The 21,499-nt window shown below is 39.7% G+C and carries 23 protein-coding genes and 1 tRNA gene; 13 read left to right on the forward strand and 11 right to left on the reverse strand.

Annotated features, from left to right (window positions below; all coding sequences use genetic code 11):
* Positions 1 to 2: 2 nt before the first annotated feature.
* The 10 genes from traJ (at position 3) to JHD79_RS10915 (ending at position 7,385) form a co-directional block, all read left to right on the forward strand.
* Positions 3 to 1,226 (forward strand): conjugative transposon protein TraJ, encoded by a 1,224-nt coding sequence (traJ, locus tag JHD79_RS10870; RefSeq protein ID WP_199119260.1) that lies wholly within the window; start codon positions 3 to 5, stop codon positions 1,224 to 1,226.
* A gap of 42 nt (positions 1,227 to 1,268) precedes the next feature.
* Positions 1,269 to 1,877, forward strand: coding sequence for a conjugative transposon protein TraK (gene traK / locus JHD79_RS10875; RefSeq protein WP_370583321.1), 609 nt, complete (start codon positions 1,269 to 1,271; stop codon positions 1,875 to 1,877).
* Positions 1,878 to 1,956: 79 nt separating this feature from the next.
* Complete coding sequence (locus JHD79_RS10880; protein WP_199119262.1) at positions 1,957 to 2,421, forward strand: hypothetical protein; 465 nt, start codon at positions 1,957 to 1,959, stop codon at positions 2,419 to 2,421.
* A 24-nt stretch (positions 2,422 to 2,445) separates the two neighbouring features.
* The gene (gene traM, locus JHD79_RS10885) at positions 2,446 to 3,708 is read left to right on the forward strand and encodes a conjugative transposon protein TraM (protein ID WP_199119263.1); all 1,263 of its coding nucleotides are present in this window, start codon (positions 2,446 to 2,448) and stop codon (positions 3,706 to 3,708) included.
* Between the two features lie 24 nt (positions 3,709 to 3,732).
* Entirely contained in the window at positions 3,733 to 4,578 is an 846-nt protein-coding gene (gene traN, locus JHD79_RS10890) for a conjugative transposon protein TraN (protein WP_199119264.1), read from the forward strand.
* Between the two features lie 75 nt (positions 4,579 to 4,653).
* A complete protein-coding gene (locus JHD79_RS10895) occupies positions 4,654 to 5,520 on the forward strand; it encodes a hypothetical protein (protein WP_199119265.1) in 867 nt (288 codons plus the stop codon).
* Between the two features lie 9 nt (positions 5,521 to 5,529).
* Complete coding sequence (locus JHD79_RS10900; protein WP_199119266.1) at positions 5,530 to 6,609, forward strand: hypothetical protein; 1,080 nt, start codon at positions 5,530 to 5,532, stop codon at positions 6,607 to 6,609.
* On the forward strand, positions 6,606 to 6,884 hold the full coding sequence (locus JHD79_RS10905; protein WP_199119267.1) for a hypothetical protein: 279 nt from the start codon (positions 6,606 to 6,608) through the stop codon (positions 6,882 to 6,884). The genes JHD79_RS10900 and JHD79_RS10905 overlap by 4 nt, the downstream gene beginning before the upstream one ends.
* Before the next feature lie 23 nt (positions 6,885 to 6,907).
* The gene (locus JHD79_RS10910) at positions 6,908 to 7,210 is read left to right on the forward strand and encodes a helix-turn-helix domain-containing protein (protein WP_199119268.1); all 303 of its coding nucleotides are present in this window, start codon (positions 6,908 to 6,910) and stop codon (positions 7,208 to 7,210) included.
* Positions 7,182 to 7,385 (forward strand): hypothetical protein, encoded by a 204-nt coding sequence (locus tag JHD79_RS10915; RefSeq protein ID WP_199119269.1) that lies wholly within the window; start codon positions 7,182 to 7,184, stop codon positions 7,383 to 7,385. Before JHD79_RS10910 ends, JHD79_RS10915 begins: the two co-directional genes overlap by 29 nt.
* Before the next feature lie 104 nt (positions 7,386 to 7,489).
* Here the strand turns inward: JHD79_RS10915 and JHD79_RS10920 are convergent, their stop codons facing one another.
* From JHD79_RS10920 to JHD79_RS10940, 5 genes are all read right to left on the reverse strand, one after another.
* Positions 7,490 to 8,893, reverse strand: coding sequence for a site-specific integrase (locus JHD79_RS10920; RefSeq protein WP_199119270.1), 1,404 nt, complete (start codon positions 8,891 to 8,893; stop codon positions 7,490 to 7,492).
* A gap of 261 nt (positions 8,894 to 9,154) precedes the next feature.
* Positions 9,155 to 9,227: transfer RNA gene (locus JHD79_RS10925), tRNA-Lys, on the reverse strand.
* A 133-nt stretch (positions 9,228 to 9,360) separates the two neighbouring features.
* Positions 9,361 to 9,669: a hypothetical protein gene (locus JHD79_RS10930; protein WP_199119271.1), complete on the reverse strand. Its 309-nt coding sequence runs from the start codon at positions 9,667 to 9,669 to the stop codon at positions 9,361 to 9,363.
* Between the two features lie 132 nt (positions 9,670 to 9,801).
* Complete coding sequence (locus JHD79_RS10935) at positions 9,802 to 9,981, reverse strand: histone H1 (RefSeq protein WP_199119272.1); 180 nt, start codon at positions 9,979 to 9,981, stop codon at positions 9,802 to 9,804.
* 124 nt (positions 9,982 to 10,105) lie between these two features.
* Positions 10,106 to 10,501, reverse strand: a complete 396-nt coding sequence (locus JHD79_RS10940; protein ID WP_199119273.1) for a hypothetical protein — start codon at positions 10,499 to 10,501, stop codon at positions 10,106 to 10,108.
* A gap of 108 nt (positions 10,502 to 10,609) precedes the next feature.
* Between JHD79_RS10940 and JHD79_RS10945 the strand changes: the two genes are divergently transcribed.
* The gene (locus tag JHD79_RS10945) at positions 10,610 to 11,377 is read left to right on the forward strand and encodes an MBL fold metallo-hydrolase (RefSeq protein ID WP_199119274.1); all 768 of its coding nucleotides are present in this window, start codon (positions 10,610 to 10,612) and stop codon (positions 11,375 to 11,377) included.
* 8 nt (positions 11,378 to 11,385) lie between these two features.
* On the opposite strand, the gene JHD79_RS10950 is transcribed toward JHD79_RS10945, so the two are convergent.
* The 5 genes from JHD79_RS10950 to JHD79_RS10970 all read right to left on the reverse strand — a co-directional run bounded on the left by JHD79_RS10950 (position 11,386) and on the right by JHD79_RS10970 (position 18,033).
* On the reverse strand, positions 11,386 to 12,417 hold the full coding sequence (locus tag JHD79_RS10950) for an LD-carboxypeptidase (protein WP_199119275.1): 1,032 nt from the start codon (positions 12,415 to 12,417) through the stop codon (positions 11,386 to 11,388).
* A 57-nt stretch (positions 12,418 to 12,474) separates the two neighbouring features.
* Entirely contained in the window at positions 12,475 to 14,322 is a 1,848-nt protein-coding gene (locus JHD79_RS10955; RefSeq protein WP_199119276.1) for a DNA topoisomerase 3, read from the reverse strand.
* Positions 14,323 to 14,494: 172 nt separating this feature from the next.
* Positions 14,495 to 15,466, reverse strand: a complete 972-nt coding sequence (locus JHD79_RS10960) for a transglutaminase family protein (RefSeq protein WP_199119277.1) — start codon at positions 15,464 to 15,466, stop codon at positions 14,495 to 14,497.
* Between the two features lie 71 nt (positions 15,467 to 15,537).
* Positions 15,538 to 16,464, reverse strand: coding sequence for an alpha-E domain-containing protein (locus tag JHD79_RS10965; RefSeq protein WP_199119278.1), 927 nt, complete (start codon positions 16,462 to 16,464; stop codon positions 15,538 to 15,540).
* Positions 16,465 to 16,587: 123 nt separating this feature from the next.
* Positions 16,588 to 18,033, reverse strand: coding sequence for a circularly permuted type 2 ATP-grasp protein (locus tag JHD79_RS10970; protein WP_199119279.1), 1,446 nt, complete (start codon positions 18,031 to 18,033; stop codon positions 16,588 to 16,590).
* A 205-nt stretch (positions 18,034 to 18,238) separates the two neighbouring features.
* Between JHD79_RS10970 and JHD79_RS10975 the strand changes: the two genes are divergently transcribed.
* Both JHD79_RS10975 and mnmA read left to right on the forward strand, forming a co-directional pair.
* Positions 18,239 to 19,258, forward strand: coding sequence for a LacI family DNA-binding transcriptional regulator (locus tag JHD79_RS10975; protein ID WP_199119280.1), 1,020 nt, complete (start codon positions 18,239 to 18,241; stop codon positions 19,256 to 19,258).
* A gap of 83 nt (positions 19,259 to 19,341) precedes the next feature.
* Positions 19,342 to 20,433, forward strand: coding sequence for a tRNA 2-thiouridine(34) synthase MnmA (gene mnmA / locus JHD79_RS10980; protein WP_199119281.1), 1,092 nt, complete (start codon positions 19,342 to 19,344; stop codon positions 20,431 to 20,433).
* 61 nt (positions 20,434 to 20,494) lie between these two features.
* On the opposite strand, the gene JHD79_RS10985 is transcribed toward mnmA, so the two are convergent.
* Positions 20,495 to 21,274, reverse strand: a complete 780-nt coding sequence (locus tag JHD79_RS10985; protein WP_233164647.1) for a zinc-dependent peptidase — start codon at positions 21,272 to 21,274, stop codon at positions 20,495 to 20,497.
* Between the last annotated feature and the right edge of the window lie 225 nt (positions 21,275 to 21,499).

A 21,499-nucleotide genomic window follows, 5' to 3' on the forward strand; every position in this document is an offset into this window, starting at 1 on the left:
CAATGAGGCGAATATGGGAAAGGATCACCTATTTGGTGGTGGTGGCAATGATTTTGCCTATAACTGGAATGGCCCAAGGCGTGGCAGAGAACATCAGCAGTATGCACTCTGTGCTGGAAGAACTATATGATGAAATGATGCCCCTATGTTCAAAGCTTACAGATGTTGGTCGTGGGCTTGCGGGTTTTGCCGCTTTATGGTACATCGCTTCAAGAGTATGGCGGCACCTTTCTTTAGCGGAACCTATAGATTTCTACCCTTTGTTCCGACCTTTCGTACTTGGTTTTTGTGTTGGAATATTCCCTTCCGTTTTGGGACTGATCAACGCGACGATGAAACCTACGGTAACCGGAACGGCAGCTATGGTAAAAGATAGCGACAAGGCTATTGAAGTATTGCTCAAACAAAAACAGGAAGCCATTAAGGACAGTCCGATATGGCAGATGTACGTTGGTGAAACACAAGAAGGAAACCGGGACGCCTGGTATAAGTATACGCATGGAGGTGAAGATCCCGAGAAGGAAAGATGGTATCAAACCATTGGCAATAACGTTCGTTTTGCCTTGGCAAAGATGAGCTATAACTTTAGAAATTCAGTAAAGGAATGGATGAGTGAAGTTTTAAAAGTCTTATTCCAGGCCGCTGCCTTATGCATCAATACCCTTCGGACATTTCAATTGGTAGTGCTATCCATCCTTGGACCATTGGTCTTTGGCCTGGCTGTTTTTGACGGGCTACAGCATACCCTTTCTTCTTGGCTGGCCAGATACCTTAATGTTTTCTTATGGTTGCCCGTAGCTAATATTTTTGGTGCCATCATCGGTAAGATACAAGAGAATATGATCAAGCTTGATCTTGCTCAGATCAGAGATACAGGTGATACCTTTTTTAGCGCCGCAGATACCGGCTACCTCATCTTCATGATTATAGGTATTGTAGGTTATTTCACTGTACCCTCTGTTGCGAGTTTCATAGTCAATTCGGGCGGTGGCGGAGCCATGTTACAAAAAATTACCAGTTTAACAGCCGCAACTCCCGGTGTTGTGCAAGCTACTTCCAATCGAATGGCTAGTGGAGCGAACAATATTGCCAACATGGGCAAAAACTATAATGAGGGCCGGTCTGGTCAGGCTTCGGGTAATGGTGTTGCTGGTACTTTAGGAAGAGGCCTAGGATATGGTACCGGCTATATGAAAGATAAATTAAGTGGAAAAGGCAATTCTTGATAAGTATTAGTGAGATCGAAATAGTGAGATATGTTTAAGAAAATGCGAAATATAGAGACTGCATTCCAATATGTACGTCTAGTTAGTGTAATAGTTATATTAGGCAGTTTGTTTGCCAGTGCTTTCATCAGTTATAATAGTTTTAAGCTAGCGCGTGCTACACAGGACAGGATATATGTTCTTGTTAATGGCAAAGCCTTAGAAGCTTACGCAACTGACCGAAAAGACAATATTCCTATTGAAGCGAAAGATCATATCAAATCTTTCCACCAATTTTTCTTTTCGCTTTCTCCTGATGACAAGGCCATCCAAGTAAACCTGACCAAAGCTCTTTATCTGGCCGATGGAACGGCAAAGCTCCAGTATGACAATCTAAAAGAAGGGAATTATTATTCCAACATCATTAGCGGTAATGTAAACCAAACCATCGCTATTGATAGTATCCAGTTAAATATTAACCAGTATCCTTTTTACTTCAGATGTTTTGCAAAGCAGGAGCTTACCCGACCATCAAGTATCGTAATACGTAATCTGGTAACTGAGGGTTATCTGCGCAATGTGAGCAGAAGTGAAAACAATGCACACGGTTTCCTGATAGAGAGGTGGAGGATTTTGGACAACAGAGACATAAGTGTGAGAAATAGGCAATAACGTGTGTATACATGAACAAAGTATTTGAGGGTGATTGCCTAAAGGTCTTGCCCCTACTAGCATAATAAAAGAAATGCATATGAAAAAGAGAATTAAAGATATGCCAAAGGCAAGCGAAAAGGTTGCTGGAAATATTGCTTCGGCAATAAGGAAAGTACAGGGAAAATGGGCGGGATTTATGAAAAGAAAAACAGATCACCTAAGCATAGCAGCCCAAAAGAGATGGTTGATCTTTATTATTGCCCTTTTTGGAAGTTTCTGCATGTACCTTATAGTTGGTGGGCTGAATAAGAAAAGCAAACGGACTATGGCAGCTCCATCTACCATAATGATCCCAAAACTTCAGGAAGATAGTAGGCCTTTAGGTCAAAATACGGATAGCATTATTGTTCACGCCGTAAAAGACTATTACCACAAAAGGGATAGCCTCATGCGCTTTGCGCCCGAACAATGGCAATGGCTAATTGATAATCGTCCGGGTTTAATAGATAGTATGGAGCAATTGGAATTATATATACAAAGTAACGGGCTTTATAAGCCTTAGTATTTAAAAATAAAAATTGATAACATGAAAAATGTGAGTAAGGAAAAAAGAGAACAGAGGTTTCTTTTGATGGTGCCAATATTGGTCTTGCCGTTCGTGACCCTTGCCTTTTGGTTTCTTGGGGGCGGGAAAGGTAACGAGTTAAATAAGGATAATGTGCAAACTGGAGGTCTTAAAATTGAATTGCCAAATGCGAATATCAAAGATAAGCAGATGGACAAAATGAGTTATTACGATCAGGCAAGGATTGACAGCCTGAAGCGATTAGAACAGATAAGGAACGATCCCTATTACCAAAAGGATACCGCTAATATTTATAGGAGCTATGATCAGCGGCTACTTGGTTCAAATGGCAGTTTTGAACAAGTACGGGACGCTTACCAAAGTCCACAGTACAAAGACCCAAATGAAGCGAAAGTATATGAGCGGCTAAGCTCTTTAAATGCCATACTGAACCAAAATAGTACGACTTCAGAGCAATTGCCAAAGCAGAATACCATTAATCAGCAATCCATATTAAATAAATCGGAAGTAGACAGATTAGAAGGCCTGATGAAATTGACACAACAATCAAGTGAAGAACCTGATACCGAAATGGTGGAATTAAATGATATGTTGGAAAAAGTATTGGATATACAACATCCTGAACGTGTACAGGAGAGGCTAAGAAAAACCTCCCAACAAAATAAGGGTCAAATATATTCTGTCTCTGCCAACAATAGGCCTACCCCTATTTCCTTACTGGAACGAGGAAAAGGAATGAAAGAGCCAAGCGGTTTTTTCTCTTTGGAAGAACCAGGAAGTAGTACTGATCAGGAAGACCACGGTACCATTGCCGCAGTTGTACATGAAGCCCAGACCTTGGTAAGTGGTTCTATTGTTAAGTTGAGACTGATAAGCGATGTGTATATCAATGGCATACTCATTCCGAAAGGCAATTTTGTTTTTGGGGTAGCAAATCTTAATGGAGAGCGACTTTCTATTAAGATTGATAATATAAGGTTTAAACAATCCATTTTTCCTGTCAGTCTCGGCGTTTATGACATGGACGGTATTGATGGCATACACATTCCTGGAGCCATAAGCCGTGATGTTGCCAAACAGTCGGGAAGCAATGCTTTACAAGGCATTAATATGACCACAATTGATCCTTCGCTTGGAGCGCAGGCGGCCACAGCCGGAATAGAACTAAGTAAAAGCCTGTTGGGTAAAAAGGTCAAATTGGTAAAGGTAACAGTTAAGGCAGGTTACCAAGTCATCCTAAAGGACCTCAATCAAAAAAATTAAACTTAATATTTAAATTCTTACAACATGAAAAGTAAAAGTGGAGTATGGGTAGTGTGTTTGTTCATGTTACTCTCCTTTAAAATGTTTGCCCAGAATGAGGCAACAAAAGTAAATTCAACGATTGAACCATTATTGCTGACAATCAGTAATAACAAAACAACCAATCTCATTTTTCCGTATGCTATTACAAGTGTTGACCGTGGAAATAAAGATGTATTGGTTCAGAAGGCTCAAGGTGTGGAGAATATATTGCAGGTCAAAGCTGCCAATAGCTCCTTGACAGAAACCAATCTTACCATTGTTCTAGCCGATGGATCATTGTATTCCTTCATCCTTAACTATGCTTCCGAGCCGAGTAAGTTGAATTTTATAATGGATACTCGGGATAAACAGTTGCAAGCAATAGGTATTCTTCTAAATGGGAGTGATAACGAAGCAAGGATAAAGCAGATTGCCGAAAAAGTGTTGTCCAAAAAGGGTTTAATGAAGAGGCCAAAAGATAACCAATATGATATTGGTGTAAAGTTGTTGGGTCTATATGTTAACGAAGGCAATCTTTTATTTCAACTTTCTCTTAGCAATAGTTCTAACATAAGATATGATATAGACCAATTAAGGTTCTATATCCGAGATAAGAAAGTAGCCAAGCGAACTGCAGCTCAAGAACTTGAGATTATACCTGTGCATATTTTAGGCAACCAAAAGTTTATTGAGATACAATCTTTGCAAAATCTGGTATTTGTAGTACCAAAGTTTACCATTCCTGAACAAAAATATCTTTCTATCGAGGTAATGGAGAAAAATGGAGGAAGGCACCTTTCCCTTAAGATCAAGAACAAGCAATTGATCGGTGCAAACATAATTCAGTAGGCAGACTGGTGCCGCTATAAGTGAGCTATCTAGAAGTAATGGAGATAGTATTATATAACTTTTAAAAACAGAAAAATGAAACAGGAAAACAATGATGATGTGAAACTGAAAAACCTTCAAAAACAGGCGTTCTACAAAGGCTATAAGAACGACCTTGATGCCGCACTCCAAATGCACGTAGATAACCAAGACAAGCAATTTGCACTAACACATCAAAAGTCGTTCGGCAATGAAGAAATGACTTCAACCCTTCTTTATAACAGATCTGATCAAGGAAACTACTTTCTTAATAAGGTAGAGGTTGAATTGAAAAAAGAAAATGGTGTGTTGTTAAAAACTGGCTTTTACATGGACAAAAACAGTGATTACACCTTAAAACAAATGTATAACCTGTTGAGTGGAAGGTTTGTAGAAAAGGAAAAAGAAACTAAAGAGAAAGTTGAATATAGGGCCTGGGATCAATTGGACCTTACAACTAGGGACAAGTACAACAACTATCCAGTATTATCCTATGGAGAACGTTACGGCTTTAACCTTAAGGAAAGTTTAGACCGGGAACCTCTTCTGGCTAATAAGAATGCTGAAGACAGGAAACTTTTGGAAGATGCGCTTAGGCGTGGAAATGTTGAGAAAGTTGTGTATGAGATTGACGGAAATCTGTCAAGCAAATTTGTTGTCGCCAATGTAAAAATGAGGGAAATTGAACGGTATGATAGTATGACAGAATACCATAAGGCTAAGGCCGGGCTAATGGTTGCTAATGCCGTTAAAGAAAATTCCAGCAGCCAAGGCGCAGTACAAACTACTGGGGCCGATCAGACAAAAAACGATCAAAATCTGTCCAACAAAAATGTGGAAAAGACCAATATGACTGATGAAGAAGGCCCTGGTAATCTAAAAACAGATCAAAAAAAAAGTAAAAAAAGAGGCGCAAGATTATAACACCATTTAATGGCACGAAATATCACCGTGCCATTATTTTCTTTAACTGTAAAAATGGATGATATGGAACGGGACTTTGAACAGGAATTAATAAGGTGGAAAGAGCAGGAGCAAAAATATGCAAGATTATTTTCGCCATCTGTTCTGAAAAGCAAGGGCTTTAAGAAAGAACGACTTAACCAGTTGCTAGTTATCCAAGCAAAATATAAGAAGGTTGATCTACAGGACCCTTCCGTTTTAGTACTGCTAAAAATTGAAAAAAGACAATTGGAAAGGCAAATCAGCCCCGGAATATTTTCTTTCTTGTTGAGAAAGATGATAGATGCTGTAAGATTGTATAATCTGAAAAAAAGGCACGATCTCCAAGAGGTTGATAGTATTTCAAATATTAGGGGCAGCCTTAACAGAATTGGGTTGGGTAAACATGCGGATCGGGCTGAAGAAATTTTAGCAAGAAGCAAAGGGCCAGCTACCATCTCGCATATTGAACAATTAGCTCCCAAACAAACAGTTGAATACACACTCCACTTTAACAAAAATCCAAACCACAGCAGTTTTGATGGATATACTGTTGCCTACAAAGATGAGACCACGAACACTGTAAGACGACAAGACTTTAAACACGATGAATTGGGCCTAATGCCACTCGAAAATGCGACTAAGCTTTTAGCGGGTCAAGCGATAAAAGAAAGTACAAAGGAATGGGTACAGATGGATTTTAACGACAAGGACGCTCAGGGTAATTATAAGCTGATCAGATTTTCCAATGAGAGACTTGATGAGGGTATTATGGATGCGTTATCAAAGCTGCCCACAAAAGACAATCTAAGCAATGAGAACAAATTGGAGATATTTCAGGAGTTGTCAAAAGGAAATCCATTTAAGGTCACCTTGACCAGAAATGCGGAAGAATTGCAGGCGGTCATCTATGCCAACCCAAGACAATCAGGAATTATAGTGATGAACAATGATGGCAAGGTCTTAGACCCTGCGAAGATCACGAGGGAAGATCGGTCAAAAACACTGGAAGTTCGCCACCTAGAGAAACAAGTAAAGACTGAAAGAAAAAGGATAAAAGTAGCCAGATGAATGGAGCGAATAAGATAGAATTATTTATCACTGCGGCTATTAAAGATTGTCGCCTTAATAAAGGGCATCTGGCACTTTATATGGCTCTGTTTCATTTTTGGTCACAAAGTGATGGCCATAACCCAATGAGCTTATTTTGTCAACAGGTAATGCCGGTAGCTAAAATTTCGAGTAATGCTACCTATCATCGTCTTATCAGAGAGCTCGACGAATTTGGATATATCAAGTATTCTCCATCTTTTTATAAAGCTAAGGCCAGTTTGATATATTTGTAAACACACTTTAACGCAAATGAATAATGAATAAGGATGACTTGATAACAAAAGGCGACCTGGAAAAGTTCAAAGACGAGCTTTTATGTGAAATAAAGACGCTTGTGATTGACAAAGGGGCCAGACCTTCCAATAAGAAATGGATAAAATCGGCGGAGATCATAAAATTATTGGGCGTATCACCTGGTAAATTGCATACCATGCGAAATAATGGCACGTTACCCCATGTTAGAATTGGAGGAAACATTTACTATGACCAAGATGAAATAAACCAAATGCTGGAAAAACATAAGGTGGGTAATGAGAAGTCACAATTGCGGAAAAGGTAAGTCTATTCCTCCTCCTTACGAATTTGTAGAAATCTACTTTATACAAAAGGGCAAATCTCTTGAAATGGCGAGAGAGTTCTTCAATCATTTTGAAAGACGTCAATGGAAGAATAAAAACCAAGAGACCATAACCAATTGGAAAGGCACAGCTTGGGAATGGATATGGTCCAGGTAAACTGTCAGATCAAGTAATGACGATTACACTTTAAACGAAAAAGGAACCATCAATGATTGAGGTTCCTCTTAATTTTAGCTTATTTTTTTATCTTAAGTAAAAAATTAGGCAGCTACGACTTTTCTCAGTTTCCCATCCTTTGTAAACAGATTGTAGACCATTGTCTTCATGTTCTTGCTGATCCTATGCTTTTTGACCCTGCAATACCGCTGTGTTGTTCTTATGCTCTTATGTCCAAGCATTTTGCTTACATCTTCTAATGGAACCCCCATAACATTCAACATAATATCCGCAAAGGTATGCCTGGCGAGGTGGGTATCTAATATAATATCTTCCCTAGTGATATTGCATAAAAAAGCCAATTCCTTCAGATAGTTATTATACCTGTAGTTGGAGTTAATTGGCATTAACTTGTTATGAACCTTGCAGTATGGGTGATTTTTATATTTTTCAATAAGGGTCTCAACTATTGGCAGGATGGGGACCATTTCAGTTACTTCGGTCTTTCCCCTTTTTTTGATCAACCACATTTCATGGTTTGACCCCACAGGAACAATATGTTCGGGTGAGAGCGCATAAATATCCTGATATGCAAATCCAGTAAAGCATTGGAAGATATAGGCGTCTCTTACTTCTTCCAACCTTCTGTTCAGGCCTTTCTTTTCATAAATAGCCTGAACTTCGTAAAGTTCTAATGGTTCAACATCCGGGGAACTGGCCTTACATTTAAAGTCGCTTATCCTATTAACATCTACCCATTCATTTTTTCTGGCTGCAGTGATAATCTGTTTTGTATTCTTGACATGCTTCTCGGCAGTAACCTCTGCTAAAGGTTCTTCAACCAAAGTTGTCAAATAGTTTAGAAATTGGTCGGCGAAATTGGATTTGATCTCATTAAGTAATAAATCTTTACGTTTGAATTTAAAAGCGATAAAACTAAGTAGTTTATTCTTTGTCGTTTTCCAGTGCCTAAGCGTATCGTCACTACGTAGTTCTTTATCTACAAGTTTCTTAAATTCAGTGATGAAAACATCAGTAGCTTCCAAGAGAGTGGTAGGTTGCTCAACATTCTCATCTTCTACCTCAACAATTTCATTGATGATTTCATTTTCAGGCTCTATGCTATTATCTTCATTTTTTCCTTCAAACGCACTTTTAAGCATGGCAGCGTCAACATGCTGATTGACGATTTTCAGAACCTTGAAATGATCTTCTAAATTGGTTTCTATCCGTTCTAATTCCTTATTGCATCCCGCCAGCTCTTTTTCCTTACTTTTAAGCTCTCCCTTTCCTCCATTTCCCTTAACAAGTTCCTCTGCTTCGGAAAGTATAGCCCGTTTTTCTTCAATCCCCCAATTTTCGGGAATTAGCCATACCCCGGTACTAATTTCCTTAGATCCACCACGTTCAACGGTGATCCTAGCGTAAATGGGCACTTTCCCATCACTTTTTCTAATTTTTGCCATTGATCTCCAAAAAAGGAGTGACAACTTTTGATTGCTTTTCATTTTCTACACATTTAAAAGTTTTCAAATTTTGTTGGCCGCCATCGCGGAGAAACAAGTCTGAACCTTTCAAAATCCACCCCACACAAGCGAAATTTCTAAAATCGGTTACCTATTCAGCTACAATAATAAGGTAACCGGACAGGTAACCGAATAGGTAACCGATCCAGATAAAACCTATGAATGAAATAGTATGAAATTTTGGGGATTAAGCTGTTTTGTGGGGTATAAAAACAGAAAAAGCGCACTGTTGTGCGCTTCTAGTGATCCCGCTGGGATTCGAACCCAGGACCACTACATTAAAAGTGTAATGCTCTACCAGCTGAGCTACGGAATCTTCCTTTGTTCTAAGGAGGTGCAAATATAGAATTATCTTATTTTCATTGCAAATAAAAAAAGTGCTTTGTCTGTACTTTACTGATTTATAGGCAAATTATTTATTCTTACTTTCTTTAGCATGGCTATCTACCCTAAATCGTGCGCATGGAAGAACCTATATGTGTTAATATCTCTATACTTGGTGCCTCAATAAGCCCATGTTCGTCGCGCTCACGCTGAAAGGCCAAAAAAGAAGGCGTATTTAGTACTTCCTGTTGCATAGCTTCATCTGCATACATCGAATGATGCACAAATGTTAGCCCATCTTCCTTTACATACACATTGTATAGAAACTTAGTGGTGAGCATGCTTTTAAAGTCCACTAAAAAATTGTGGATATTTTTCTTGTTCTTTTCAACAAAATCGGGTTTTATCCTATATGTTACCTGTACTGAAATCATTTTGATGATCTTTTAGTTTATAACATACGAATATAACTGTTTCTTGCCGCATTGGCCTTGCAGGGACATATAACTGCATAAAAAAAGACCTTGTTATACACAAGGTCTTTCTAATTACTTTAAGCGTAATTATTATTTCGCGCCATTTTTCTTCTCTGTAACTTCAGTACGGATTTCTTGAGCTAAACCTTTAAGATCTTGCATCGCTTTGCGCACTCTCGTACCTGCTGCAGAATTACCTGCATTATAAAATTTTTCTACGTCTGCCTCAATTGCAGCTACTACTTCTTTAACTTTTGCAAATTTTTCCATTGTTATAATTTTAATTTATTGGTCAAATATATCATTTAAACAGAATATACAAGCAATACTTTCATTTTTCTATATTTTTTTTTGAACTTTTTTTTGAACAATTAACATTTGTGCAAAAGCTGGTTTACTTCACTACCGTAAGCAGGCAAACACTATCTACATGGGCAAAAGCCCTAAAAGGCAACTCAGAATGGTAGCTAAGTAATTGTCCTGCTGACAAATCCGTCGTCTTCTCTTCGCTTTCGAAGCTTAAACCACCCGCTATCACATACAGGCTCATCACTATTTTACGCTCTTCCCTGCCAGATTTGATCTTTTCCCCCTCTTTTAAGGCCACAAGGGTAATGGTGGTGTGTTCCGACTTAAAAACAGTAATGGCATTTTTACCATTTTCATGATAGGCAGCCTCTCCTTTTAGCTGTGCGGCATACTTTGGTAGATCTATAGACAGCAGTGCTGCGTCTAAAGCCCTGTTCCCTTCGGGGCGCTGCGGGGTGGCCTGGTTGTATTTTTCTTCCATAATGTTTTTTATCAAAACAGTTGGATCTATCCCTATGTTTTATCGAGGCGCAAATGTTTATAATTATATCTTAATAAAAAGTTATAAAATTTCGTTCTTTGTAAGCAAATGGCTTTATACATTACTTCTTTAAATACCGGCAGCAACGGCAATTGTTTTTATATTGGCAATGAACAGGATGCCGTACTTATTGACGCAGGGCTCAATTGCAAAGAAACCGAGGTCAGAATCAACAGACTGGGACTTGACATGAGCAAGATCAGGGCCATATTTATTAGCCATGAGCATACCGACCACATTAAAGGCTTACCCGTACTGGCCAAAAAACATCAACTGCCCATTTACATTACGCCAAAAACACTATTGAGCGGTAAACAGGTATTACCTCAACATTTGATCTATCCATTTCATGCCCATACGCCCATTGCCATTGGTAATTTAAATGTGATTGGCTTTCCCAAGCTGCATGATGCTGCCGAGCCCCACAGTTTTATCGTTGCCCATGGCGAAATAAAGGTGGGTGTATTTACCGACATAGGTGATCATTGCCAAAACCTCATCCATCATTTCGGCCAATGCCATGCCGCTTTTTTAGAGGCCAACTATGACGATGAGATGCTAGACAAGGGTAGATACCCTTATTTTCTGAAAAAAAGGATTAGTGGCGGAAATGGACACCTGTCTAACAAAAAAGCACTGGATCTCTTTGTCAACCATAAGCCAAGCTTTATGAGTCATCTTTTCTTATCGCATCTTAGCCATGAAAACAATTGCCCCGATTTGGTGAACCATCTTTTTAGCCAGGTAGCCAATGGCACTGAAATTATTGTTGCCTCCCGTTTACAGGAAACAGCGGTATATCAAATCGGCGCATAAACCAGCAACTAGTTTTCCATAAGTACCGTCCCTTGTGCACTGACCTCCAACTGGTGTTTTACACCACATTTCAAAGCATAATTGGCCCTTTGGTGGCCCACTGGAAAATCGAAGCAAACCGGATACTCATAATCTTTCACTTTATCCAGCACAATCTCTTCCAAGGTTTTCCCAAAACCATCGCCCTCATCGTCTTTCTTTACCCTAAATCCACCAACAATTAGTCCTTTTAAGTTAGAGAGCTTACCACTCCTTTTCAGGTTATAGAACATGCGGTCAATACTGTACAAATATTCCCCTACATCTTCTACAAACAAAATTTTGCCATCCGTTTTAATTTCAGATTTGCTTCCCGCCAAATTTTCTATACAGCGCAGATTGCCACCAATGAGTTCACCTTTGGCAAGGCCCAATCTATTGGATGGCTGATAAGCGGCATTATAGCTCATCTTTTCGCCTTTCAAGGCCTTTTCTATGGATTTGATGGTATCGATCTGTATGGGTTCTGCCGTTGCCCAATCTGAAGGAAAACTATTGCACATTTTGGAATGTAGTGTGGCATAGCGATAATTGCTATTAATATGGCAATGCAGAATGGTTATATCGCTAAAACCAATCAGCCATTTGGGCGATAGTTTAAAAATGCTGAAATCCAACTGATCTACAATTCGAATGGCCCCGTAACCTCCCCTAGCGCACATAATGGCCTTGATACTTGTATCATCCATCATTTGCTGCAGATCTTGCAAACGTTCCTGATCTGTACCGCCAAAAGTAAAATCTCTTGCGCCAACGGTTTTTCCCAATACCACATCAAATCCCCAACTTTTCATTTGTGCTACAGCAGGTGCGATCTCCTCTTGGGTAATATAACCTGCCGGACAGGTGATCCCGATCAGATCTCCGGCAGCGAGATAAGCAGGCAACCTGCTTTTTGCTACATGATCACTAGACCTAACGGTTTTATCCGTTTTGCCTTTAAAGGCATAGAGCATTGCGGTTGCGGGAATGAGCGAGGAAAGAAAAAATTTACGGTTCATGATGCAGCAATTTAGCAAACCCGATCAATATGCCAAAATGATTACTCATCCAATAGACTATGCAGTAGTTGGTGTTTCTGCCAATTGCGCAGAAATAGAAGCCCCTGCCACTAAAAGTTCTTGTGTAATGTTTTTGGTATATTCGGTAATTTCCTGTTTAAAATCTAATACCGAAGCTCCCGACCTGATTTCTTCCAAGCGCTTTTCCCATTGTCCAGTGAGCTCCGCCTGTGCTATTTTTTTGTCTTTTACCACTTCGTAAACAGCCAAACCTTTAGCCGTTGGTAATAGGTTACGTTTTTCACGCACAATATATTCGCGGGTAAGCAGCGTTTCAATAATGGCCGCCCGGGTGGCCGGTGTGCCCAGACCACTGTCTTTCATGGCATAACGCAGCTCTTCATCTTCAATTTCTTTCCCACAGGTTTCTAAGGCCTTTAGCAGCGAAGCTTCGTTGTACATAGCCTTTGGCTTGGTCTGTTTCTCCAAAAAAGCCTTATTTACAATAGGGAGTGCTTCACCCTTCTTTACCTTAGGCAAAGCTGGATTATCTTCTTCTTTTTTATCATCCTCTACATCATTAAAAACAGCTCTCCAACCTGCCGAACGGATTACCGTACCATTGGCCATGAACAGCACTTCAGATTGAATGCTAATTTTTGTAATCTCCTTTATACACTCCTGGTGAAAAGCTTCGAGCATACGTCCCGCCACCATATCATAAATAGCCTGATGGTCTTTGCTCAAGTGTGATGGTTTTACCCCAGTGATCAAAATGGCATGGTGATCCGTTACTTTTTTAGCATTTACACTACGCTTGTTCAGGGTCGCTTCCTGTAAAACTACCGCTTGTTTTCCAAAGTTAACATGATCGGTAAGACTGGAGATCAACTGCGGTACCGTGGCAAAAACATCATCGCCAATATAGCGACTGCCTGTACGTGGATAGGTCACCAACTTACTTTCATACAAATTCTGCAACAAACCTAAAGTCTGATCTGCGGTAAAACCATTTCTCTTATTGGCTTCCTGTTGCAAAGAACTCAGATCGTGCAGCAAAGGAGGTGGTTCTTTTCTAGGTTTTGCCTCTACCCCTACAATGTTACCACCATTGGCAAAGCCCGAAGCCACATCTTCCACTTTGGCAAAAACCGCTTCTCCCTCTTCTTTGGTATCATAATTTTCTACAGAAATGGCCTTGAAAAGCTGTCCATCCTTATCCAATTGTATACCGATCTGGTAATAGATCTTTGGCACGAAATTCTTTATCTCAAGATAACGGGCGCAAATCATGGCCAAAGTTGGCGTTTGAACCCTTCCCAAAGAAAGTACATTTCTCCCTCCGGCGGAAATGCTTAAGGCCTGTGTAGCATTCATACCCACCAACCAATCTGAAACAGAACGACAATGGGCTGAACTGAACAGGGTATCATATTCCGTTCCTTCCTTTAGGTTTCTGAAACCGTCCTTGATGGCCTCATCGGTCTGGGAAGAAATCCATAAGCGCTTAAAGGGCTTCTTACATTTCAGATAAGAATAGATATACCGAAAGATCAGCTCTCCCTCACGCCCAGCATCGGTAGCCACAATAATCTCAGTGGCTTCATCGAATAGCTTTTTAATGATATCCAATTGTTTTTTCACGCCTGGGTCCTCTACAAATCCATCTTTGGACTTTACCTTGCGGATAGAAAGCTTAAATTTATTGGGCAGCATGGGCAAATGTTCCTTACGCCAACCATAAAAGCCATATTCCTGCGGAGGAGCCAATTGAAGCAAATGTCCAAAAGCCCAGGTAAAAGAATATCCCTTGCCTTCAATATAACCATCTTTACGTGTAGTGGCTCCAAACACTTTTGCTAATTCTCTTCCTACAGACGGTTTTTCGGCAATGACAATCTTCATGATAAATTAAAATGGAAGGTTAAATATCTAAAAATTATATGGCTCAAAGCGATATAAGTTTTCTACATTCTACCCACCCTTGATATGTTCAGGCTCAATGCACCAAGTTATCTAACTGAGAACGAAGTCTGTAAAGTAATCGCCCATGCTTATACAAGCTATAAAATATTTTCTATTGTTGCTGCTGCTGTTGCTGCATTTCTATAAACTTCTGATAGGAATTTACGACGGTGATGGGTTCTTCTATTTCCTTAACATATATATGGTCATGAACTTCCGTTTCTTCCTCTGCTCTTATTTTTTCATTGGTAATGATTACTGCCACGGCCAAAGTATGTGCCGAAGATCCTTTATAAGTACCTTTAACAGGGGTACAATCATTAAAGTTTCTTCCAAAGGCAATGCGAATATGCCTGTCGCTCACCAAGCAGTTATTGGTTGGGTCAATCCCCATCCAACCGTAGTCTGGAATATAGGCCTCTACCCAAGCATGCGTAGCACCAATGCCCCTAAGCTCATTTCCCATCGGACATATATAACCACTTACATACCTAGAAGGAATATGGTATATCCTCAGCATCTCGATCAACAGATGTGCAAAATCTTGGCAAACCCCTGCCTTTAGCGCCCATATTTCATCAATATCGGTTTCTACATCAGTAACCCCTTTTTTATAGGTCAGCAAATTATAGACAAATGAAGATAACTTATTGATTACCTGAAAAACCGTCATTTCTTTATCGACCAATTGTTCGACCTGATCTTTAATGACCTTCAGCGATCGATAAACGCCCGGCTTTATAAAATCCAGATAAGCAATATCATCATTAAGCTTGGCCATCCCCTGCCATTGTTGCTTTGCTGGCCAAAAATCTGATGGAGGGAGAACAGACTTGGTCACCACCTCTGCTTCTACCACTATGGTCAGTTCAGTATGTGGATGTATAATGGAGAATACTCCCACCTTGTTCCCAAAGTAATCATAAAAGTTATCTATAGAAGTGTTCGGCGTAATCCTAATTTCATGATATATAATTTCCTGGTATGCATCAGACGGTGGGCTTAATATAATTTGATTGGCACTGTCGGTTACTGGCGATGGATAGCTGTACTTTGTGACATGTTTAATGTGATATGTAGGCATTTTATATAAATATTGAGATTGAATATCGAATGATGGAATAAACTATTGAAAGGGTGAACACATAAACTAAACTAGGCCGTAACTCCAAAGTAGTATTCGTTAAACACCTGTACCACATTTAACAGATTACTTTCAACCGACTGCAACAATGCCAGTTGGGCACCTATATCGGTACCAGGACTATTATATTTTAATATGGCGGCCGCCTTTCCAATAGAAAACTCCAACTTATCATAACTTTCTTCTAAGCTTTCCGGCTTTAAGCGTTGGGCATACCTATCTAGCTGCGCAATACTATAGGCTATAGAATGGGGGAAATGCATTTCATAGAGTACCTGCTTAAAGATTAGGCCAGGATTTACCGTGCCGGAGTTCGATTTCAGATAGTATTCATAACCAGAAATGGACACCAAAAAATAACGCCAGCTTACAATATCCATACTATCTTTTATGGAACCATTGGTCCTACTGATCTGCATGGTCAATGCATCAATAGACTGCAACAAACGCTCAAGGTATTTCCCGGTATTGAGATAGTTAAAACCTTCACTCCGGAACATGGATATATCTACAATACCATAATACAACATGCATTGCTTCACAAGCTGATCTAAAGCACTGACTGGATCGCCACTATATAACTGTCTTTGCAGGCTTTTGTCTCTTATAAGGTGATAATAGTCGTTGAGGCATTGCCAAAGCTCTTTGGTAATATGGTCTTGTGCACTTCTCGCATTCTCTCTAGCCTTAAAAATATTGTTTACTACCGAGCTTTCGTTATCCTTATCAAACAAAATAAAGTTTAGCACTTCATTGGCCGTTAAACTCTTTTCAGCCGGTATCCCCTGATTATAGTAGCGAAATACATCATCCCATTTTACAAAAGGCACCCCGTCTTGCGAAGCAATATAATAGGTCCTTAAAATTCTCAATTGCATATTGGTGCGCTCCATATATCGGCTCATCCAAAATATATTTTCTGCTACTCTACTTAGCATGTTTTTCTTTGATTGGTTAGTTTATTTTGTTTTTGGTTATTTTTTAATCAGAAAGTCTAATAAGGGGGCGTTGAAAAGATTATTGTCATTTGTTCTCTATCGCTACTCCTTATTCTTTACTCCCTAATCTACTACCCAGGTATCTTTACTGCCGCCACCCTGCGAGGAATTCACCACAATAGAACCTTCTTTTAATGCCACCCTTGTTAAACCTCCAGGCACAATATCTACTCCATCGGGCCCGCTCAAGGCAAAAGGCCTTAAATCAACCCTGCGAGGCTGTAGTTTACCGTCAATATAGCATGGTGCCGACGACAGACTGATAATGGGCTGTGCAATAAACTGCCTTGGCGATTTTTCTATTTCTTCTGCAAAGCTCTGTAGCTCGGCCTCACTTGCCGTGTTACCGATCAACATTCCATAGCCGCCACTTTCATTGGTGCGCTTCACCACCATATTATTCAGGTTTTTAAGCGTATAAGTCCTTTCTTCCATATTTTCCATCCTATAGGTAGGTACATTTTTTAAAATGGGTTCTTCATTGAGATAGTACCTGATCATTTCGGGCACATAGGCATAAACAGCCTTATCATCGGCAACACCATTGCCCATAGCATTGATAATGGCCACATTTCCTTTTCTATAGGCATGATAAATTCCAGGCACACCCAACATGCTGTCCGGCCTAAATATAAGTGGATCCAAGAACTCGTCATCTACCCTACGATAGATCACATCTACCTTTTTCAGCCCCTTGGTTGTTCTCATGTACACTTTATGGTTATCTACCACAAGGTCCCTGCCTTCTACCAGCTCTATCCCCATTAAACGGGCCAGAGTGGTATGCTCAAAATAAGCCGAGTTGTAAATGCCGGGTGTTAAAAGCACCACAGTTGGTCTACTGGTGTGTCTATTGCCCAAAGCCAAGAGGTTTTTCATCAATAAATCTGGATAGTCATGTACAGGCCTTACTTTATTTTCGGGAATTTGGTTGGGGAATAAACGATAGCTAATGCTCCTATTTTCGAGCATATAGCTTACGCCAGAGGGTGTTCTTAGGTTATCTTCCAATACATAATAGGAACCATCATGGTCCCTAATGAGGTCAATACCGCTAATATGTGTATAAATATCAAAAGGCACTTCCACATTCATCATTTCACGTAGGTAGTTGGGGCAGGAATAGATCAAAGAAGCAGGAATAATACCATCCTTGATAATAAACTGGTGACTATATACATCTTTTAAAAAAATATTCAATGCTTTTAGCCGTTGCTTTATGCCACTTTCAATAAAATCCCATTCCATGGCCTGAATAATACGCGGATAAATATCAAAAGGAAATATTTTTTCAATGCCTTCACCGCTGCTGTAAACGGTAAAAGTAATGCCTTGGGTCAAAAAAAGTTTTTTGGCAAGTTCATCTTTCAGACCCATTTCATCAGCTTTCACGTTCTGAAACGCATTCATAAACAAATCATAATGCTTTCTAACCCCACCAACACACTTCATTTCATCAAAAACACCTTCAATAACCACATAATTATCAAAATATTCCACAAAATTCATATATAAAAATATAAAACACCATAAAAAACATAAAAATAAACATAATATATAACTAAAAAATCAAAAAATAACTAAATTTTAAAGATATAAATCAAAATCATTACACAATAACATAAAAATTATAAAAAAACACGTAAAACAATAAGAAAACTCCACTTTACTCCTTACCGGTTTTGTTCGTATATTTATCTCCAACTTTATTAAGATGAGCAACATAACTTTACGTGATATTTCCAAGGCGCTAAATCTTTCCGTTTCCACCGTATCTAGAGCATTAACAGACAGTTATCAGATTGGTGAGGAAACGAAAAAAATAGTATTGGATTACGCAAAGGCGCACAACTACGTCCCCAACAGAATGGCCAGAAGCCTTAAGGAAGGCAGGACACGTTCTATTGGTGTGGTGATCTGTTCTATAGACAACAACTTTGTAGCTCAAATGCTAGACGGGATTGACCAAATTTGCACCGAAAGCGGTTATCACATCATCATTATGCAAAGCAAAGAAGCTCAACAACAGGAAAGGGCCTGCGTTGACCTGCTCTACGCCAGTGGTGTTGATGGGATCATGATTTCTCCTACCTACCAGACCACCGATTTTTCCTACCTCAAAAAACTTCAGGAGAGCGGGTTCCCTATTGTACTTTTCGACAGGATTAGCGATGAAATGGACGCACATAAAATCACCGCCAATAATTTTCAGGGTGCTTATGAGGCAACCAAGCATCTTATAGACAATGGCCATACCAAAATTGCCCATATCAACAGCAATTCTAGGCTTACCATGGCCAGCGAGCGTTTCGAAGGCTATAAAAAAGCATTGAAAGACCACCATATCGAATTCAAACAGGAACTAGTTAAATTCTGCAACACAACTACTCCCCAAACCTTAAATGAAAGCTTGCAGAAAGCACTGGAAGAATTATTAAGCACCACAAAGCCCCAAGCCATATTTACGGCAACCGACCTGCTCAGCACCAAATGTCTTTCCCTTCTTCATCAGAAAGGCATTCAAATACCAAAGGACATGGCGCTTATCGGCTTTAGCAACTCGGATCTTGCCGAGCTTCTCAATCCCTCATTGAGCACCATATACCAACCCTCGCATGAAATTGGCTATACTGCGGCACAACTTTTAATCAACCTGATCAAAGGGAAAGATATGGGGCCTTATGAGACTATACAATTAAATACTACACTCCAAATCAGATCATCTAGCAGATAAAAGGTATTCTTTTTACATTGGCAAGACCGCTATGTGAAGCAGTTTTAAACTAAATGCTTAATTTTGCATTCTGATTTTTAACAATGAGCAAACACGGTAGAATTTTAGTGGCCATGAGTGGCGGAGTTGATAGTTCGGTAGCATCGGTCATGCTGCACGAACAGGGGTATGAAGTAATTGGACTTACCATGAAGACCTGGGACTATGCCACTTCCGGTAGCAACAGCAAAGAAACTGGATGTTGCAGCTTAGACAGTATCAATGATGCCCGTACACTTGCCGTGAATTATGGTTTTCCCCACTACATATTAGATATAAGGGATGAGTTTGGAGATTTTGTGATCGACAATTTTGTAGACGAATATTTAGCCGGAAGAACCCCAAATCCCTGTGTTTTGTGTAATACCCACATCAAATGGGAAGCTTTGCTAAAACGCGCCAACAAGCTTGACTGTGAATTTATTGCCACGGGCCATTATGCCAACATCCGCGTACAGGACAATAATCGCTATGTCATCTCTAAGGGAAAGGATGAAAACAAGGATCAATCCTATGTATTATGGGGTGTTTCACAAGAAAATCTGGCCCGTACCAAGTTTCCTTTGGGCAGCTTTACCAAAGCTGAAATTCGGCAGATGGCCCTTGATATGGGACAGGAAGAATTGGCAAAGAAAAGTGAAAGCTATGAAATCTGCTTTGTACCAGAGAATGACTATCGTGCCTTTCTCAAACACAAGGTGGAAGATCTTGAAGACCGTGTAGCCGGTGGAAATTTCATCAATAGCCAAGGCATGGTAATTGGCCAACATAAAGGTTACCCTTTTTATACCATAGGACAACGTAAAGGCCTAGGTGTAGCATTTGGAGAGCCTATGTTTGTTACCCAAATTTTACCGGAAAGCAATACAGTGGTATTAGGTAGGGCCGATGAACTGGAACGTGGAGAGGCCATGGTGAGGAACATCAATCTGATCAAATACGAAAACATCAACGAACCGTTGGACAATGTAGTGACCAAAATCCGTTATAAAGACGCCGGCACTTTAAGCACCATAGTTCAGGAAAAAGATAAAATGAGGGTAGTCTTCGACCATAACGTGTCTGCAATAGCCCCAGGTCAATCTGCCGTATTTTACGAAGGTAACGACCTACTTGGCGGTGGTTTCTTGATCTAAACCTCAAGTATATTAGCTTAGAAATCGGTCGGAGCAGAAAATTCTATTGGATATGATTTCCCTATAATTCTTTAGCAGGATCTTGTGCAAAGATCATCGTCAGCTTATCATAGAGCTCAGGATGATGATCTTTCATTCTAGTTGGATTTTCAAAAAAATATTCCGACACTACCGCAAAGAACTCCGCTTCATTGGTTGTGGCATAAGGATTGATATCTGATTGGTTATCTGCTATCTTTTTAATCTCGTTATGCATCATTTTCACCCATGGTATCGCATATTCATGTTTAAGGAAATTTTGAGGAATACCATCTGTTGCCCCATCCGATTTATCCAATAAATGCACAAATTCATGGATCCCGGTATTTTCCTTTCCAGCACTTTTAGAAAAACCATGCCTCAACGCAGACTGGGATAGAATCATTTGGCCATTCATGTAACCATCACCCACCATGCCCATAATATTTCTTTCTCCTTCGGCAAACTGAAAATCCTTATTGAAGGTATCTGGATAGAGTACCACTGTCCCTAAATTTTTATAATGCCAATTATCAAAGCCAAAAACGGGAATGATTGCACTAGCCCCCACTAATAAACGATCGAGATGAGTAACCTCAACCCCAACACCTTCAATTTTCACCATGCCTAGAAATTGGGAAATCTTATCCTCAAAAACAATTTTCTTTTCATTATCCAGCTCGGCATAAAATGAAACTTCATCACGCAGCATTCTTTTCTCTTCTACCGTAAGGGAAATTGCCTTTATTTTTGGTTTTCTTAGTATAAGATAAAGTGCAATGACAAAACCAAGCAACAGCACCAGGTAAGGATAAATATTCAAAAGCAACATATTAAACAAGGGAATGATTGTATACAAAATAAAAATCCCGAAGCCAGAAGCTTCAGGATTTTCCAATATTTATTTTAGCTTAAAAATTCTTTACGATCTGCTCATCAAGAGGTTTTACTGCCGAACGATAACGATGCACCAACTCTCCTTTTTCATTGATCAGGAACTTTTCAAAGCTGTCTCTTATACACATCTGACGCTGCCGACGATCGAGCC

The sequence above is a fragment of the Pedobacter sp. ASV28 genome, from assembly GCF_016428855.1.
Lineage (GTDB): Bacteria > Bacteroidota > Bacteroidia > Sphingobacteriales > Sphingobacteriaceae > Pedobacter.

Excerpts from the sequence above, each read along its gene's own strand:
- JHD79_RS10895 (WP_199119265.1), top strand. The coding sequence starts at position 4,654 with ATGAAACAGGAAAACAATGATGATGTGAAACTGAAAAACCTTCAAAAA.
- JHD79_RS10935 (WP_199119272.1), bottom strand. The coding sequence starts at position 9,981 with ATGGAAAAATTTGCAAAAGTTAAAGAAGTAGTAGCTGCAATTGAGGCA.
- JHD79_RS10950 (WP_199119275.1), bottom strand. The coding sequence starts at position 12,417 with ATGAACCGTAAATTTTTTCTTTCCTCGCTCATTCCCGCAACCGCAATG.
- JHD79_RS10920 (WP_199119270.1), bottom strand. The coding sequence starts at position 8,893 with ATGAAAAGCAATCAAAAGTTGTCACTCCTTTTTTGGAGATCAATGGCA.
- traN (WP_199119264.1), top strand. The coding sequence starts at position 3,733 with ATGAAAAGTAAAAGTGGAGTATGGGTAGTGTGTTTGTTCATGTTACTC.
- JHD79_RS10965 (WP_199119278.1), bottom strand. The coding sequence starts at position 16,464 with ATGCTAAGTAGAGTAGCAGAAAATATATTTTGGATGAGCCGATATATG.
- JHD79_RS10960 (WP_199119277.1), bottom strand. The coding sequence starts at position 15,466 with ATGCCTACATATCACATTAAACATGTCACAAAGTACAGCTATCCATCG.
- JHD79_RS10975 (WP_199119280.1), top strand. The coding sequence starts at position 18,239 with ATGAGCAACATAACTTTACGTGATATTTCCAAGGCGCTAAATCTTTCC.
- JHD79_RS10940 (WP_199119273.1), bottom strand. The coding sequence starts at position 10,501 with ATGGAAGAAAAATACAACCAGGCCACCCCGCAGCGCCCCGAAGGGAAC.
- traM (WP_199119263.1), top strand. The coding sequence starts at position 2,446 with ATGAAAAATGTGAGTAAGGAAAAAAGAGAACAGAGGTTTCTTTTGATG.
- JHD79_RS10955 (WP_199119276.1), bottom strand. The coding sequence starts at position 14,322 with ATGAAGATTGTCATTGCCGAAAAACCGTCTGTAGGAAGAGAATTAGCA.
- JHD79_RS10930 (WP_199119271.1), bottom strand. The coding sequence starts at position 9,669 with ATGATTTCAGTACAGGTAACATATAGGATAAAACCCGATTTTGTTGAA.
- JHD79_RS10880 (WP_199119262.1), top strand. The coding sequence starts at position 1,957 with ATGAAAAAGAGAATTAAAGATATGCCAAAGGCAAGCGAAAAGGTTGCT.
- JHD79_RS10945 (WP_199119274.1), top strand. The coding sequence starts at position 10,610 with ATGGCTTTATACATTACTTCTTTAAATACCGGCAGCAACGGCAATTGT.
- traJ (WP_199119260.1), top strand. The coding sequence starts at position 3 with ATGAGGCGAATATGGGAAAGGATCACCTATTTGGTGGTGGTGGCAATG.
- JHD79_RS10900 (WP_199119266.1), top strand. The coding sequence starts at position 5,530 with ATGGCACGAAATATCACCGTGCCATTATTTTCTTTAACTGTAAAAATG.
- JHD79_RS10970 (WP_199119279.1), bottom strand. The coding sequence starts at position 18,033 with ATGAATTTTGTGGAATATTTTGATAATTATGTGGTTATTGAAGGTGTT.
- traK (WP_370583321.1), top strand. The coding sequence starts at position 1,269 with ATGCGAAATATAGAGACTGCATTCCAATATGTACGTCTAGTTAGTGTA.
- JHD79_RS10910 (WP_199119268.1), top strand. The coding sequence starts at position 6,908 with ATGAATAAGGATGACTTGATAACAAAAGGCGACCTGGAAAAGTTCAAA.
- JHD79_RS10915 (WP_199119269.1), top strand. The coding sequence starts at position 7,182 with ATGAGAAGTCACAATTGCGGAAAAGGTAAGTCTATTCCTCCTCCTTAC.
- JHD79_RS10905 (WP_199119267.1), top strand. The coding sequence starts at position 6,606 with ATGAATGGAGCGAATAAGATAGAATTATTTATCACTGCGGCTATTAAA.
- mnmA (WP_199119281.1), top strand. The coding sequence starts at position 19,342 with ATGAGCAAACACGGTAGAATTTTAGTGGCCATGAGTGGCGGAGTTGAT.